Here is a 17,811-nt window from a genome sequence, read left to right as displayed (position 1 = left end):
AGATGGTCCAGGCGCTGCGCCACGGCGTGCTGCCGAAGACCCTGCACGTCGACGCCCCCTCGTCGCACGTCGACTGGGCCTCCGGCGCGGTGGCCCTGCTCACCGAGAACACCCCGTGGCCCGAGCACGGCCGGCCGCGGCGCGCCGCGGTCTCCTCGTTCGGCATCAGCGGCACCAACGCCCACGTCATCATCGAACAGGCCCCGGCAGCGGGACCGGGCGTCTCGACCCCGGCCGTCTCGACCCGCGGTGGATCGACGGCCGCACGTGCGGACGCGGAGTTGGGAACGCGGCCGGCTGACGTTCCGGCGGATCCGGCAGGGCCGGCGGACGGTCCGGCAGGGCTGGTGGCGGCGGGCGGCGACGCGGGGGAGGTCACGCTGCCGTGGCTGTTGTCGGCGAAGACCCCGGGGGCGCTGCGCGACCAGGCGGCCCGGCTGGCCACCCACCTCGACGAGCACCCCGAGCTGGAGCCGCCCGCGGTCGGGTACGCGCTGGTCGCCGGGCGGGCCACCTTTGCCGAGCGGGCGGCGATCGTACCGGCCGGCCCGCCCGGCGACGGCGAGCCGCACACGGCGGCGGACCTGATCGCCGCGCTGCGTGCCCTGTCCACCGGTACGACCCACCCGAGCCTGTGCACCGGGGTAGCCGGTGGCGGCGGCAGGGTGGCGTTCCTGTTCACCGGGCAGGGTGCCCAGCACCCCGGCATGACCGCCGACCTCTACCACCGCTTCCCCGCCTACGCGACCGCCCTGGACGAGGTGTGCGCCGCCCTCGACGTCCACCTCGACCACCCGCTACGCGAGGTCATGTCCGGCCAGCACACCGACCTGCTCGGACAGACCCTCTACACCCAGCCGGCCCTGTTCGCCGCCGAAACCGCCATGGTGCGGCTGCTGGACAGCTTCGGGGTCCGACCGGACTACCTGATCGGGCACTCCATCGGGGAACTCACCGCCGCCCACATCGCCGGCGTCCTCGACCTCACCGACGCCGCCCACCTCGTCACCACCCGCGCCCGGCTCATGAACACCATGCCCACCGGCGCCATGCTCGCCATCACCGCACCCCTCGAACGGGTGCAACCACTGCTCGACGCCCACCCGCAGGTGAGCCTCGCCGGACACAACAGCCCCACCTCACTCGTCCTCGCCGGCGACACCGACACCATCGAGGCACTAGCCGCCCAGCTCACCGACGACGGCATCCGGGCCCGCAAACTGCACGTCGCCCACGCCTTCCACTCCGCCCACACCGACGCCATCCTCGACGACTTCCGCACCGCCGCCGCACAGCTCACCTACCACCCGGCGGCCCTGCCGATCGTGTCCAACCTGACCGGACAACTCGCCACCGACCAGCAACTCGCCGACCCCGACTACTGGACCCGCCACATCCGCGACACCGTCAACTACACCGCCGGCACCGAAACCCTGCACGAACTCGGCGTCACCCACTACCTCGAAGTCGGACCCGACGCCACCCTCACCACCCTCACCCGCGAAACCCTCACCGACACCACCGCCATCGCCACCCAACAGCGCGGACACGACGGAACAGCCAGCCTGCTCACCGCCCTCGCCACCGCCCACACCAACGGCATCGACGTCGACTGGACACCACTACTGCCCGCCGGACCGACCCCGCCGGCGCCGCTGCCCACCTACCCCTGGCAACACCAGCGCTACTGGCTGCACGCCGAACCAACCGTCAACGACGCCGAAGACCTCGGCCTCACCACCGCCGGACACCCCCTCCTCGCCGCCACCATCGAACTCCCTCACGACCAGGGCCACCTGTTCACCGGACGGCTCTCCCCACAGACCCACCCGTGGCTGGCCGACCACACCATCGCCGGCACCACCCTGCTCCCCGGCACCGCCTACCTCGACCTCGCCCTGCACGCCGGCCACCACACCGCACACCCCCACCTACACGACCTCACCATCGAAACCCCGCTCACCCTCAACCCCGCGACCGGACGGCAACTACGCGTCGAGGTGGGTCCCTCAGACGAATCGGGACAGGCACCGCTGACCATCAGCTCCCGCGACCAGGACGACCCCGACGGCGAGTGGACCGTGCACGCCACCGGCGGCCTGTCGTACGGGGCGGTGCCGGTGGTTGACCCCTTCCCGGCCTGGCCACCCGCCGGTGCCACGCCGGTGGATGTCGACGCCCTCTACGCCGGGTTCGCCGAGGCGGGCGTGGACTACGGGCGTGCCTTCCGGGGCGTACGGGCCGCCTGGCGGGACGGCGAAACGGTCTACGCCGAGGTCGAGGTGCCGGACGAGCTGACCACCACCGGGTACGGCATCCACCCGGCCCTGCTCGACGCAGCCCTGCACCCCCTCGCCCTGCTCGACGGGACCGACCAGGGCGTACGGCTGCCGTTCGCCTGGTCGGACGTCCGGCTGGCCGCCGGTGGGTCCCGTGCGCTACGGGTCCGGATCGCCCGGGCGGCGCCGGACAGCGTCACCGTGGATGCCGTCGACCCGACCGGTGCTGCCGCCGTCACCATCGGCCGGCTGGCGCTACGCACCCCGTCGACGGGCGACCTCGATCCGCAGGCGGCCGCTCTCTACGGGACCACGTGGATTGCGGTGCCGGCGCCGACCCGGACGGCCGTACCGCCGGCGGTCGACCTGCCCGGCCTCGACGACCTGATCGACGGCCCGGAGCCGGTCCCGGCGGTGGTGGTCGTCCGCCCGACCACACCGCAACAGGAGGTGGTGGCCGGTACGCACGATCTGGTCGACCGTACCCTCGCGGCCCTGCGCCGCTGGCTGTCCGACGACCGGTGCGCGACGAGCCGCCTGATCGTCGTGACCCGCGGGGCGGTTGCCGCGCGGGCGGGTGAGGACGTCACCGACCTGCCTGCGGCGGCGCTGTGGGGGTTGGTCCGGTCGGCGCAGTCGGAAAACCCGGACCGGATCAGCCTCGTCGACCTGGACCCGGCCGGCGACGACCTGCTCGGGGCGGCCGCCGCCACCGGCCGGCCCCAACTGGCCGTCCGCGACGGCGCGCTGCTCGTCCCCCGGGTGGTCCGGATGAGCGCCGCGACCACCGAGGATGGCGGTTCCGCCGGCTGGGATCCGGAGGGGACGGTGCTGATCACCGGCGGCACCGGCACCCTCGGCGCCCTCCTCGCCGAACACCTCACCACCACCGGCCAAACCCGACACCTCCTACTCGCCAGCCGCCGCGGCCCCAACGCACCCAACGCCACCGACCTGACCACCCGCCTTCAGAACCTCGGCGCCACCGTCACCGTCGTCGCCTGCGACACCGCCGACCCCGACGCCGTCACCGCCCTCATCGGCGGTGTGCCGGACGCACACCCGCTCACCGCCGTCTTCCACACCGCCGGCACCACCGACGACGCCACCCTGCACACCATGACCACAGACCAGGTACACACCGTGCTGCGACCCAAGGTCGACGCCGCCTGGCACCTGCACCACGCCACCCGCCACCTCCCCCTGGCCGCCTTCGTCCTCTACTCCTCCGCCGCCGGCACCCTCGGCAGCCCCGGACAAGCCAACTACGCCGCCGCCAACACCTACCTCGACGCCCTCGCCCACCACCGCCACCACCAAGGCCTCCCCGCCACCAGCCTCGCCTGGGGACTCTGGGCCCACACCAGCACCATCACCGCCACCCTCGACACCACCAACCAACAACGCCTCACCCAAGCCGGCATCCACCCCCTCCCCACCCCCGACGCCCTCCACCTCCTCGACACAGCCCTCCACACCACCCACCCCACCCTCATCCCCGCCAAACTCACCCCGGCAGCACTGCGCCTGTTCAACCCCACCCCGCAGCGGCGGGCCACCGCCGTCGTGGCCGGTGATCTCGCCGGCCGGCTCGCCGGACTGGGTCGGGCCGAGCAGGCGCGTCAGGTCCTGCGGTTGGTCCGTACCGAGATCGCGGCCGTGCTCGGCCACGCCGACGCCGAGACCGTGGACCCGCGACGGGCGTTCCGGGACCTCGGCTTCGACTCGCTCACGGCGGTGAACCTGCGTAACCGGCTCGCCGGCGCCACCGGCCTGCGGCTGCCCGCCACCCTGGTCTTCGACCACCCCACCGCCGACGCCCTCGCCGAGCACCTGCTGGCGCAGCTCGCGCCCCGCACGTCCGGCCCAGCCGCGCCGGTTGCCGCCGCGGCCACCGACGAACCGATCGCGATCGTCGGGATGGCCTGCCGCTATCCGGGCGGGGCCGGCTCACCCGAGGAGCTGTGGCGACTCGTCGCGGGCGGCGTCGACGCGATCAGCGGATTCCCCACCAACCGGGGCTGGGATCTGACCGGCCTGTACGACCCCGACCCGGACCACCCCGGCACCACGTACGCCCGGCACGGCGGGTTCCTGCACCACGCCGACGAGTTCGACAACGACTTCTTCGGCATCAGCCCCCGCGAGGCCGCCGCCACCGACCCCCAACAACGACTCCTGCTCGAAACCGCCTGGGAAGCCCTCGAACGCGCCGGCATCGACCCCGACCGGCTACGCGCGTCCGCCACCGGCGTGTTCACCGGCGTCATGTACAACGACTACGCCAGCCGCCTGCAGAACCAGGCACCGGCCGGGTACGAGGGCTACCTCGGCAACGGCAGCGCCGGCAGCATCGCCTCCGGACGCCTGGCGTACACGCTCGGGCTGCAGGGGCCGGCGGTCACCATCGACACGGCCTGCTCGTCGTCGCTGGTCGCCACCCACCTCGCCATCCAGGCGCTGCGCAACGGCGACTGCGGTCTGGCCCTGGCCGGTGGCGTCACGGTGATGGCCACCCCGACCACCTTCGTCGAGTTCAGCCGGCAGCGCGGGCTTTCCCCCGACGGGCGGTGCAAGCCGTTCGCCGAGGGCGCCGACGGCACCGGCTGGGGCGAGGGCGCCGGCCTCATCCTGCTGGAACGCCTCTCCGACGCCCGCCGCAACGGGCACCAGGTGCTCGCGGTGATCCGCGGCTCGGCGGTCAACCAGGACGGCGCCAGCAACGGGTTGACCGCGCCGAACGGGCCGTCGCAGCAGCGGGTCATCCAGGCGGCGCTGGCCAGCGCCGGGCTCACCCCCGCCGACGTGGACGCGGTCGAGGCGCACGGCACCGGCACGAGCCTCGGCGACCCGATCGAGGCCCAGGCCCTGCTCGCCACCTACGGCCAGCACCGCACCGACGACGAGCCGCTCTGGCTCGGGTCAATCAAGTCGAACATCGGGCACACCCAGGCCGCCGCCGGGGTCGCCGGCATCATCAAAGTGGTCCAGGCCATCCGCCACGGCATGCTGCCGAAGACCCTGCACGTGGACGCGCCCAGTTCCCACGTGGACTGGGAAACCGGCGCCGTCGCCCTGCTCACCGAGAACACCCCCTGGCCCGAGCACGACCGGCCCCGCCGGGCCGGCGTCTCCTCCTTCGGCATCAGCGGCACCAACGCCCACCTCATCATCGAACAGGCCCCCACCACCACGCCGGCACCGGCCACCCCCGAACCACCGACCGCCCCCGTCGCGCTGCCGTGGCTGCTGTCAGGGAAGACCCCGGCCGCGCTGCGCGCCCAGGCGGCGCAACTGGTGGCGCACGTCGACCAACACCCGGACCTGGACCCCGGTGCGGTCGCCGCCGCGCTGCTCACCACCCGCACCGCGTTCGGACAGCGGGCAGCGGTGCTCCCCGGTGCCGAGCCGGTCGAGGCGCTGCGGGCCCTCGCCGAGGACCGCCCGCATCCCGCCCTGCTCCAGCACACCGCCGCCCACGGCGGCCGGACCGTGTTCGTGTTCCCCGGCCAGGGCGGGCAGTGGCTCGGCATGGGCCGCGAACTCGCCCAGCACAGTCCCGTCTTCGCCGCCCACCTCGACGCCTGCGCGACCGCGCTGCGGCCCTACGTGGACTGGGACCTGCACACCGTCCTGCACGACGACGACCCCGACTGGCTCACCCGGGTGGACGTCGTCCAGCCGGTGCTGTTCGCCGTGATGACCGGCCTCGCGACGGTGTGGCGGCACCACGGCATCACCCCCGACGCGGTGATCGGCCACTCCCAGGGCGAGATCGCCGCCGCGTATGCCGCCGGCGCGTTGTCCCTCGACGACGCCGCGAAGGTCGTCGCGCTACGCGCCCAGGCGCTGCGGGCGCTGATCGGGCACGGCGACATGGCCTCCCTCGCCCTACCCGCCGACCAGGTCACCGACCTCCTCGCCACGCTGACCACCGACACCGCGACGCCGCCCAACACCAGCTACGCCGACGAAGGCAACGCCGGCCCCAACGGCACGAACACCAGCACCAACGGCAGGCCAACCACCACCGAAGCCGACCCCACCCACCCCAGCACCAACGGCCACAGCACCGGACCCCGGGCGTACATCGCGACGGTCAACGGGCCGAACGCCACCGTCATCGCCGGCGACCCCGACGCCGTCGCCGCGGCCGTCGCCCACTGCAAGGACCGCGACATCCCCGCCCGAGTCCTGCCGGTCGGCTACGCCTCCCACACCCCGCACGTCGAAGCACTGCGCGACGACATCCACACCGCCCTCGACGGCGTCCAACCCACCACCACCGATGTGGCCTTCTACTCCACCTACACCGGCGACCGGATCGACCCGACAGAGCTGACCGCCGACTACTGGTACGACAACCTCCGCCACCCGGTCCAGTTCCAGACCGCCACCGAAGCACTGCTGCGCGACGGGTACGCCACCTTCATCGAGGTCAGCCCGCACCCGGTCCTCATCCAACCGATCGAGGAGACCGCCGACCAGCACGAGATCGTCGCCGTGGCCAGCATGCGCCGGGACACCACCGACCAGCTCGCCACCGCCCTGGCCACCGCGCACACCCACGGCCTGCCCGTCGACTGGACGCCGCTGCTGCCCGCGGCGCCGCCGGTCGAGCTGCCCACCTACCCCTTCCAGCGGCACCGCTACTGGCTCCAGGCGCCCCCGGCCATCCAGCAGGCCAGCGATCTCGGGCAGGATCCGGCCGGCCACCCCCTGCTCGCCGCCGCCATCGACCTGCCCGACCAACAGGGCCACCTCTTCACCGGCCGACTCACCCCCACCACCCAACCCTGGCTCGCCGACCACGCCGTCACCGGCACCGTGCTGCTCCCCGGCACCGCCTACGTCGACCTCGCCCTGCACGCCGGCCACCACACCGGACACCCCCACCTCGACGACCTCACCATCGAGGCACCGCTGATCCTCGACCCGGACAGCGACGTGCAACTGCGGGTGGAGGTCGGCGCCGAGCAGGCGGACGGGAGCCGTTCCGTCGCCGTCCGCTCGAAGGCGGGAACCGCGCCGGGCTGGACCAGCCACGCCACGGGGACGCTCACCCGCGTACCCCCGGAGATGGACCCCGCGCCGGCGTCGTGGCCGCCCGCCGACGCCGTCCCGGTCGACACCACCCACCTGTACGACGGGCTCGACGCGGCCGGCATCTCGTACGGGCCGGCGTTCCGGAACCTGCGCCGGGCGTGGCGGCTCGGCGACGACGTCTACGCGGACGTGGAGCTGCCGGCCACCACCAGCCCCGGCGGGCACCGCATCCACCCGGCGCTGCTCGATGCCGCGCTGCACCCCGCCGCGCTCGTCGGCGGCGACGACGCGGTGCTGCTGCCGTTCTCCTGGCAGGGCGTTTCCGTACCCGCCGACGCCCCGACGGTGCTGCGGGTGCGGGTCCAGCGACCGGCTCCCGAGGCGGTCCGGCTCACCGGGTGGGACGCGGCGGGTGCCCCGGTGGTGGCGGTGGAGAGCATGACCGCCCGGCCGCTGGCGACCGCGCAGCTCGGCGCGGCGGCCACCCGGATCCCGGCGGACTCGCTCTTCACCGTGGAATGGACACCGGTCGACGGCCGGCCCGGGGAGCCGGCGGACACCGGCCGGTGGGCGGTGCTCGATCCGTCCGGCGGCGCGGCCGACACGATCCTGCCCGACGCCGACCGGCTGGACTCCCTCGCCGCGCTGAGCGACCGCCTGGAACGCGGCGAACCCGCCCCCGACCTGGTGATCGTCCCGGTCCCGGCCGCCCCGGACGGGCCGCCGCCGGCGCAGGTCCGCAGCGTCCTCGACGAACTGCTGACCCTGCTGCGCGACTGGTCGGCCGACGAGCGGCTGGCCGCCGTCCGGCTGGCCGTGCTCACCCGCGGCGCGGTCGCCGCCGGCACCGACCAGGGCGTACGCGATCTGGCCGGCGCAGCCGCGTGGGGGGTGACCACCACCGCCCAGTCGGAGAACCCGGGACGCATCACGCTCGTCGACCTGGACGACGACGAGGCGTCGGCGCGGGCTCTGCCGGACGCGCTGGCCGGCGCGGACCCGCAGCTCTGCCTGCGCGCCGGGGTTGTGCTGCTGCCGCGACTCGTCCGGGCCCCCCTGGACGTACCCGAGCCGCAGCGGACGCCCGACGGCGCCGGCACCGTCCTGGTCACCGGCGGCACCGGCACCCTCGGTGAACTTGTCGCCCGGCACCTGGCCCGCACCGGCGGCGCCCGGCACCTGCTGCTGGCCAGCCGGCGCGGCGCGGCGGCGCCCGGCGCGGCCGCGCTCGCCGCGGAGCTGCGGGAGCTGGGAGTCGAGGTGACCGTCGCGGCGTGCGACACCGCCGACGAGCGGGACCTGGCCCGGCTGCTCGCGGCCGTCCCGGCGGACCGGCCGCTCACTGCGGTCATCCACGCGGCCGGTGTCCACGACGGCGGGCTGGCGCCCACGTTGACCCGCGAGCAGGTGGAGCGGGTGCTGCGGCCCAAGGTCGACGCGGCCTGGCACCTGCATCGGCTGACCCGGCACCTGGACCTGAGCGCGTTCGTGCTGTTCTCCTCCGCGGCCGGGCTGCTCGGCAGCCCGGGTCAGGCCAACTACGCCGCCGCGAACACCTTCCTCGACGCCCTCGCCGGGCAACGGCGGGCGGCGGGCCTGCCCGGCGCGTCGCTGGCCTGGGGGGTGTGGGCGCACGACGCCGGGATGGCCGGCGACCTGGGCAGCGCCGACCGGGCCCGGATGGCCCGGTCGCGGATCCTGCCGCTGCCGGTCCGGCAGGGTCTCGCCGTCCTCGACGGGGTGCTCGCCGGGGCCGGCGCCCCGGTGCTGGTGCCCGCGCGGCTCGATCTGACCACCCCGTCGGACCCGGAGCAGCGGGCGTCGCTGCCGCCGCTGCTGGCCCCGCTGGTGCCGGCCGCGCCGGCCGGGCGGGCCGCCGACCCGGCGGCGCTGGTCGACCGGGTCGCGGAGCTTCCGGAGGGCGAGCGGGAACAGGTCCTGCAGGATCTGGTACGCGACCACGTCGCCGCCGTCCTCGGGCACTCCTCCGGCCAGTCGGTCGACGCCGACCGGGCGTTCAAGGAACTCGGCTTCGACTCGATCACGGCGGTCGAGCTGCGCAACCGGCTCAACCACCAGACCGGGCTGCGCCTGCCGGCGACGCTGGTCTTCGACTACCCGACGGTCGGCATGCTGGCCGCGCACCTGCACACCCGGCTGGCGCCCCCGGTGGTCGCCCCGTCGACCCGGGCCCTCGCCCAGCTCGACGAGCTGGCCGCGCTGATCGCGGCGATCCCCGGCGACGACGCCGGGCAGGAGATCGTGGCCGCCCGGCTGCGCGCCCTGCTCGCGGACGTGGGCGCCCGCCACACCGAACCGGGCGACGACGACCTGCTGTCGGCGACCACCGAGGAGCTCTTCGACGTGCTCGACAACGAACTCGGACTCCACCAGGGCGGTGAGCTGCGATGAACGCGAGGACCCAGCGGGCCGAGGTCACGGTCAGCCAGGAGAAGCTGCACGACTACCTGCTGCGGGCGACGACCGACCTGCGACAGACCCGGCGGCGGCTGCGCGAGTACGAGGAGCGGGCGCGGGAGCCCATCGCCATCGTCGGCATGGGCTGCCGGTTCCCGGCCGGCAGCACCTCCCCCGAGCGGCTGTGGGAGCTGCTGGTGACGGGGCGGGACGCGGTGACCGACTTCCCGGCCGGCCGTGGCTGGGACACCGACCGGCTCTACGATCCCGACCCCGACCGCCCCGGCAGCTCGTACGTCCGCACCGGCGCGTTCGTCGGCGACGCCGACCAGTTCGACGCGGACTTCTTCGGCATCAGTCCCCGGGAGGCGCTCGCCACCGACCCGCAGCAGCGGATCCTGCTCGAGGTGGCCTGGGAGACGCTGGAACGCGCTGGCCTCGACCCGGCTGGGCTGCGCCACAGCAGCACCGGCGTCTTCGTCGGCACCAACGGGCAGGACTACGTCAAGCATCTCTCCGGGGCGGTCGCCGGCGCCGAGGGCTTCCTGGCCACCGGCAACATCGCGAGCGTCGTGTCGGGTCGCATCTCGTACGTGCTGGGCCTGGAAGGGCCGGCGGTCACCGTGGACACCGCCTGCTCGTCGTCGCTGGTCGCCACCCACCTCGCCATCCAGGCGCTGCGCAACGAGGAGTGCAGCCTGGCGCTGGCCGGCGGGGTGACCATCATGGCCACCCCGACCACCTTCGTGGAGTTCAGCCGGCAGCGCGGGCTCGCACCGGACGGGCGGTGCAAGCCGTTCGCCGAGGGCGCCGACGGCACCGGCTGGGGCGAGGGCGCCGGCCTCATCCTGCTGGAACGCCTCTCCGACGCCCACCGCAACGGCCACCGGGTGCTCGCGGTGATCCGCGGCTCGGCGGTGAACCAGGACGGCGCCAGCAACGGGTTGACCGCGCCGAACGGGCCGTCGCAGCAGCGGGTCATCCAGGCGGCGCTGGCCAGCGCCCGACTGACCCCGGCCGACGTCGACGCCGTCGAGGCGCACGGCACCGGCACCACCCTCGGCGACCCGATCGAGGCCCAAGCCCTGCTCGCCACCTACGGCCAGCACCGCACCGACGACGAGCCGCTCTGGCTCGGGTCGATCAAGTCGAACATCGGCCACACCCAGGCCGCCGCCGGCGTCGCCGGCATCATCAAGATGGTCGAGGCGATCCGGCGCGGCGTGCTGCCGAAGACCCTGCACGTCGACGCGCCCAGCTCGCACGTGGACTGGTCGGCCGGAGAGGTCGCCCTGCTCACCGGGAACACGCCGTGGCCGGAGCACGGCCGGCCCCGCCGGGCCGGCGTCTCCTCGTTCGGGATCAGCGGCACCAACGCCCACCTCATCATCGAGCAGGCCCCGACGGGCGAGGACACGCCCGCAGCCGCCGACCGACCGGCCGGTGGGTCGGGGCGGCTGCCCTGGGTGCTGTCGGCCAAGACGCCGGCCGCGCTGCGCGCCCAGGCCGCCAACCTGGCCACCCACCTCGACCAGCACCCCGACCTGGACCCCGGTACGGTCGCCGCCGCGCTGCTCACCACCCGCACCGCGTTCACCCAGCGGGCAGCGGTGCTGCCCGGCGCCGACCCGATCGAGGCACTGCGGGCCCTCGCTGAGGACCGGCCACACCCCGCGCTGCTCCAGCACACCGCCACCCACAGCGGCCGGACCGTGTTCGTGTTCCCCGGCCAGGGCGGACAGTGGCTCGGCATGGGCCGCGAACTGGCCCAGCAGAGCGACGTCTTCGCCGCCCACCTCGACGCCTGCGCGGCTGCGTTGCGGCCCTACGTGGACTGGGACCTGCACACCGTCCTGCACGACGACAACCCCGACTGGCTCACCCGGGTGGACGTCGTCCAGCCGGCGCTGTTCGCCGTGATGACCGGGCTGGCCGTCGTGTGGCGGCACCACGGGATCGTCCCCGACGCGGTGATCGGCCACTCCCAGGGCGAGATCGCCGCCGCCTACGCCGCCGGCGCCCTGTCCCTGGACGACGCCGCGAAGATCGTCGCGCTGCGCGCCCAGGCCCTGCGAGCGCTGATCGGCCACGGCGACATGGCCTCCCTCGCCCTACCCGCCGACCAGGTCACCGAACTCCTCACCCGGCTGACCACCAACACCGCCACGCCCGACCACCCCGCCAACAACGCCGACGCCGACGAAACCAACGCCAGCATCAACGGCGCTGGCACTCCCCGGGCCTACATCGCCACCGTCAACGGCCCCAACGCCACCGTCATCGCCGGCGACCCCGACGCCGTCGCCGCAGCCGTCGCCCACTGCAAGGACCGCGACATCCCCGCCCGCATCCTCCCGGTCGGCTACGCCTCCCACACCCCCCACGTCGAAGCGCTGCGCGACCAGATCCACCGCGCCCTCGACGGCATCACCCCGACCGCAACCGACGTCGCGTTCTACTCGACATTCACCGGCGAGCGGATCGACCCGGCAGAACTGACCGCCGACTACTGGTACGACAACCTGCGCCACCCGGTCCAGTTCCAGACCGCCACCGAAGCCCTCCTGCGCGACGGCTACACCACGTTCGTCGAGGCCAGCCCGCACCCGGTGCTGATCCAGCCCATCGAGGACACCGCCGACCAGATCGAGGAAGGCGCCGACCAGCACGACATCGTCGCCGCGCCCACCCTGCGCCGCGACAGCACCGACCAACTCACCACCGCCCTGGCCACCGCCCACACCCGCGGCCTGCCCGTCGACTGGACCCCCCTGCTACCCACCTCCGCGCCCGTCGACCTGCCCACCTACCCCTTCCAGCGGCAGCGCTACTGGCTGCACGCCCCCACCACCATCAGCCAGGCCAGCGACCTCGGCCAGACCGCCGCCGAACACCCCCTGCTGGCCGCCGCCATCGAACTGCCCGACCAGCAGGGCCACCTCTTCACCGGCCGGCTCACCCTCGACGGGCAACCCTGGCTCGCCGACCACGCCGTCACCGGCACCGTCCTGCTGCCCGGCACCGCCTACGTCGACCTCGCCCTGCACGCCGGACACCACACCGGACACCCCCACCTCGACGACCTCACCATCGAAGCCCCGCTCACCCTCGACCCCGACAGCGACCTGCAACTGCACGTCGAGGTCGGGCCCGAACACGGCGACGGACGCCGCCCCATCACCATCCACACCCACCAAGACGACACCTGGACCCGGCACGCCACCGGCACCCTCACCCGCATCGCACCCGCCCACGAGCCCGACACCGACACCGCCTGGCCGCCGACCGGCGCCACCCCCATCGACCTCACCGACTTCTACGACACCCTCGCCACCACCGGCCTGCACTACGGCCCCACCTTCCACGGCGTCCACACCGCCTGGCGCCACGGCGACACCCGCTACGCCGACATCCACCTCCCCGACGACCAGGACACCGCCGGCTACGGCATCCACCCCGCCCTCCTCGACGCCGCCCTGCACCCGATCGCCGCCACCGCCACCGAGCTGAAGCTGCCGTTCACCTGGGCCGGGGTGACCCTGCACGCCACCGACGCCCGGCACCTCCGGGTACGCCTGCAGCCCGTCGGCGACGACGCCCTCCGGCTGGACGCCACCGACCCGGCCGGCGCTCCCGTGGTCACCGTCGGCACCCTGACCGTCCGGCCGCTGCCCGCCGGCCATCTCGGCGACGACCGCAGCCTGCGGGACAGCCTGTTCCAGCTCGACTGGAAGCCCACCGCCCCGCCCGCCGGGGAGTACCCGGCCATCGAGGTCCTGGACCTGGTGGCGGCGCGGCAGTTGCTCGCCGGCGGCGGGCCGCTGCCCGAGGTGGTCGTCGTGGCGGCGCCGGCGTCGGACGACCCGGACCTGCCGGCGGCCGCGCACGCCGCCGGGGCGGAGCTGATCGGGCTGCTCCAGGCCTGGTCCGCCGACGACCGGGGGCACGACGGCCGGCTCGTCGTGCTGACCCGCGGGGCCGTCGCCGCGTACGCCGGGGAGGATGTCCCGGATCTGGCGGCGTCGGTGCTGTGGGGCCTGGTCCGGGCCGCGCAGGCCGAACATCCGGGCCGCTTCGTCCTCGTCGATCATGACGGCGGGCCGGCGAGCCGGGACGCGCTCGCCGGCGCCGTGGCGAGCGGCGAGCCGCAGCTCGCCGTCCGGCAGGGCGCCCTGCTGGTGCCGCGGCTGGGCCGGCCCCGCGCCGGGGCCGCGCTGGTCGCGCCCGCGGCGGGCCGCTGGCGGCTGGCCGTGGCGGCGGAGGGTACGTACACCGGTCTCACGCTCGCCCCGGCCGAGGCGCTGCCGGACGTGCCCGGACCGGGCGAGGTGCGGGTGGCGGTACGCGCCGCCGGGCTGAACTTCCGGGACGCCATGGTGGCGCTCGGGACGTACCCGGGCACGGCCGAGCTGGGCAGCGAGGCGGCCGGCGTGGTGACCGCGGTCGGGACCGGCGTTTCCGACCTGGCCGTGGGTGACCGGGTGATGGGCCTGTTCACCGGCGCGCTCACCCAGGTCGCGGACGTGGACCGGCGGTTCCTGGCACCGGTGCCGCCGGGCTGGTCGGATGTGGCGGCGGCCAGCGCGCCGGTCGCGTTCGTGACCGCGTACTACGCGCTGCGCGACCTGGCGGACGTCCGGGCCGGTGAGTCGCTGCTCGTGCACGCCGCCGCCGGTGGGGTCGGCACGGCCGCCGTGCAGCTGGCCCGGCTCTGGCAGGTCGAGCTGTACGGCACGGCCAGCCCTGGCAAGTGGGCGGCGCTGGCCGGGCAGGGCCTGACCGGTGCGCGCGTCGCGTCGTCCCGGGACACCGGGTTCGAGGCCGCGTTCCGGGCCGCCACGGGCGGTCGCGGCGTCGACGTCGTGCTGAACGCCCTGGCCGGGGAGTTCGTCGACGCGTCGCTGCGGCTGCTGGCCCCGAACGGCCGGTTCGTCGAGATGGGCAAGACCGACGTCCGGGACGCCGCGCAGGTGGCCGCCGGCCACCGTGGGGTGCGGTACCGGGCGTTCGATGTGGCCGAGGCGGGACCGGACCGGATCCAGGAGATCCTGGCCGAGCTGTCCGCGCTGTTCGCCGCCGGCCGGCTGCGGCCGCTGCCGGTGGCCGCCCGGGACGTACGGCTCGCGCCGGCCGCCCTGCGCGAGCTGGGCCAGGGCCGCACCGTCGGCAAGCTGGCCGTGACCGTGCCGCGCCGGCTGCGCGCCGGTGACGGCCGGCCACTCGACCCGGACGGCACGGTACTGGTCACCGGCGGGACGGGCACGCTGGGCGGGCTGGTCGCCACCCACCTGGTCCGGACCGGGCAGGCCACCCGCCTGGTGCTCGCCAGCCGCGGCGGCGCCACCGCTCCCGGCGCCGGCGAGCTGGTCGAGCGGCTTCGGGACCTCGGCGCCACGGTCACCGTGGTCGGCTGCGACACCGCCGACCCGGTCGCCGTCGCCGACCTCGTCGCCGGCATCCCGGCGGCCCAGCCGCTCACCGCGGTGGTGCACGCCGCCGGCGGGCTGGACGACGCCACCATCGGGTCGCTCACCCCAGCCCGGTGGCATGCCGTGCTGCGCCCGAAGGTCGACGCGGCCTGGCACCTGCACCGGGCCACCGCACACCTGGACCTCGCGGCGTTCGTGCTCTTCTCCTCGGCGGCCGGCGCGCTGGGCAACCCCGGCCAGGGCAACTACGCGGCCGGTAACGCCTTCCTGGACGCGCTGGCACACCATCGCGCCGCCCGCGGCCTGCCGGCGGTCAGCCTGGCCTGGGGCCCGTGGGCGCAACGCAGCGGGCTGACCGGCGGGCTCGACGAGCGGTCCACCGACCGGATGGCGCGCGGCCTGCGCCCGCTGGCGACCGAGGAGGCGCTGCGCCTGTTCGACGAGGGGCTTGCCGGGGCGCAGCCCCATCTCGTACCCGTGGCGGTGGACCTGGCCGGGCTGCGACGCCAGGCCGCCGGCGCGGCGCTGCCGGCGGTGCTGGCCGATCTGGTACGCGCTCCCGCCCGCCGGGCCGCCGCGGCGCTCGACGGGGGGCCGTCGTTGCGGGACCGGCTGGCCGCCCTCGACGACGCCGGCCGCCGCGATCACCTGCTCGAGGTGGTACGCGGACAGGCGGCGGCCGTGCTCGGCCACGACAGCCCGGCGGGAGTGGCGCCGGGCCGGCCCTTCAAGGAGCTGGGATTCGACTCGCTGACCGCGGTGGAGCTGCGCAACCGGCTCAACACGGCGACCGGGCTGCGGCTGCCGGCCACGCTGGTGTTCGACCATCCCACCCCGGAGGCGCTGGTCCGGTTCCTCGCCGCCGAGCTGGGCGGCGGCGCGCCGCTGCCGGTGACGCCGGCCGGGGCGGCGGCGGTCGGACCGGACGAGCCGGTCGCCATCGTGGGGATGGCCTGCCGGTACCCGGGCGCCGAGTCGGCGGAACAGCTCTGGTCGGCGATCCACGCCGGGCTCGACGCCAGCACCACGATGCCGACCGACCGGGGCTGGGACATCGCCGGCATCTACTCGGCCGAGCCGCAGCCGGGCCGCACCTACACCACGCGGGGGGCGTTCCTGCCCGACGCGGGCGCGTTCGACGCCGAGTTCTTCGGCATCAACCCGCGGGAGGCGCTCGCCACCGACCCGCAGCAGCGGCTGCTGCTGGAGACGGCGTGGGAGGCGCTCGAGCAGGCCGGGCTGGACCCGGCGGTGCTGCGGGGCAGCCCGACCGGGGTGTTCGCCGGGGTGGTGGCGCAGAACTACGCGCCCGCCTCGGTCGACGCGCACCCGGAGGTGGCCGGCTACCTGATGACCGGCAGCACGACCAGCGTCGCGTCGGGCCGGGTCGCGTACGCGTTCGGTTTCGAGGGCCCGGCGATCACCGTGGACACCGCCTGCTCCTCGTCGCTGGTGGCCACCCACCTGGCCGTGCAGGCGCTGCGCAACGGCGAGTGCACGCTGGCGCTGGCCGGCGGGGCGTCGGTGATGGCGGCACCGGGCATCTTCGCCGAGTTCAGCCGGCAGCGAGGGCTGGCGCCGGACGGGCGGTGCAAGCCGTTCGCGGCGGCCGCCGACGGCTTCGCGCTCGGCGAGGGGGTGGGGCTGCTGGTGCTGGAACGCCTCTCCGACGCCCGTCGGCATGGTCACCGGGTGCTCGCGGTGATCCGCGGCTCGGCGGTCAACCAGGACGGCGCCAGCAACGGCCTCACCGCCCCCAACGGCCCATCCCAACAGCGGGTCATCCGCCAGGCCCTGGCCAACGCGCGACTGAACCCCGTCGACGTCGACGCCGTGGAAGCGCACGGCACCGGCACCACCCTCGGCGACCCGATCGAGGCCCAAGCCCTGCTTGCCACCTACGGACAGGACCGCTCCGAGCCGCTGTGGCTCGGCTCGATCAAGTCGAACATCGGGCACACCCAGGCCGCCGCCGGCGTCGCCGGCATCATCAAGATGGTCCAGGCGCTGCGGCACGGCGTGCTGCCCCGGACACTGCACGTCGACGCGCCCACCCCGCACGTGGACTGGACCTCCGGCGGGGTTGCGCTGCTCACCGAGAACACCCCGTGGCCGGACCGGGACCGGCCGCGCCGGGCCGGGGTGTCGTCGTTCGGGATCAGCGGCACCAACGCCCACCTCATCCTGGAACAGGCCCCGGCCCCCACCGGGCCCGCTGCGGCCCCCACCGGTCCGACCAGGGCCGGTGCCCGGCCGGCCACGGCCTCCACCGGGCCCGCCACGGTTTTCACCGGGCCGGCCACGGCCGGTGCCGGGCCGGCGGCGGTCGATGCCCAGCCGGCGGCGGTCGTGCCGCTGCCGTGGTTGCTGTCCGCCCGGTCCCCGGCCGCGCTCCGGGACCAGGCCGCCCGCCTGGTCGCGTACCTGGGACAGCACCCGGACGTCGCGGCCGACGCGGTGGCCGCCACGCTGCTGACCCGTTCCGGGTTCGCCCGGCGCGCGGCGGTGCTCCCCGGCGCCGAGCCGGTCGAGGCGCTGCGGGCCCTCGCCGAGGACCGCCCGCACCCCGCGCTGCTCCAGCACACCGCGTCGCACGGCGGCCGGACCGTGTTCGTCTTCCCCGGCCAGGGCGGACAGTG

At 75.1% G+C, this 17,811-nt stretch carries 2 protein-coding genes (1 of these 2 only partly in view); both read left to right on the top strand.

Features of this window, described 5'->3' with window-relative positions; genetic code table 11:
- The coding region annotated (locus AB0I11_RS31280) for an SDR family NAD(P)-dependent oxidoreductase (RefSeq protein WP_357328869.1) crosses the window boundary (this coding region is incomplete at its 5' end): on the top strand, positions 1-9,737 show 9,737 of its 19,302 nt. 9,565 nt of the annotated region lie to the left of the window's left edge.
- The coding region (locus AB0I11_RS31275; RefSeq protein WP_357328865.1) for an SDR family NAD(P)-dependent oxidoreductase at positions 9,734-17,811 on the top strand (8,078 nt) is incomplete at its 3' end. The genes AB0I11_RS31280 and AB0I11_RS31275, both read left to right, overlap by 4 nt.

Source organism: Micromonospora sp. NPDC050495, assembly GCF_040655175.1.
Lineage (GTDB): Bacteria > Actinomycetota > Actinomycetes > Mycobacteriales > Micromonosporaceae > Micromonospora.
The sequence above is the reverse complement of the archived record's forward strand: the minus strand, read 5'-3'. Positions and strand labels throughout refer to the sequence as shown.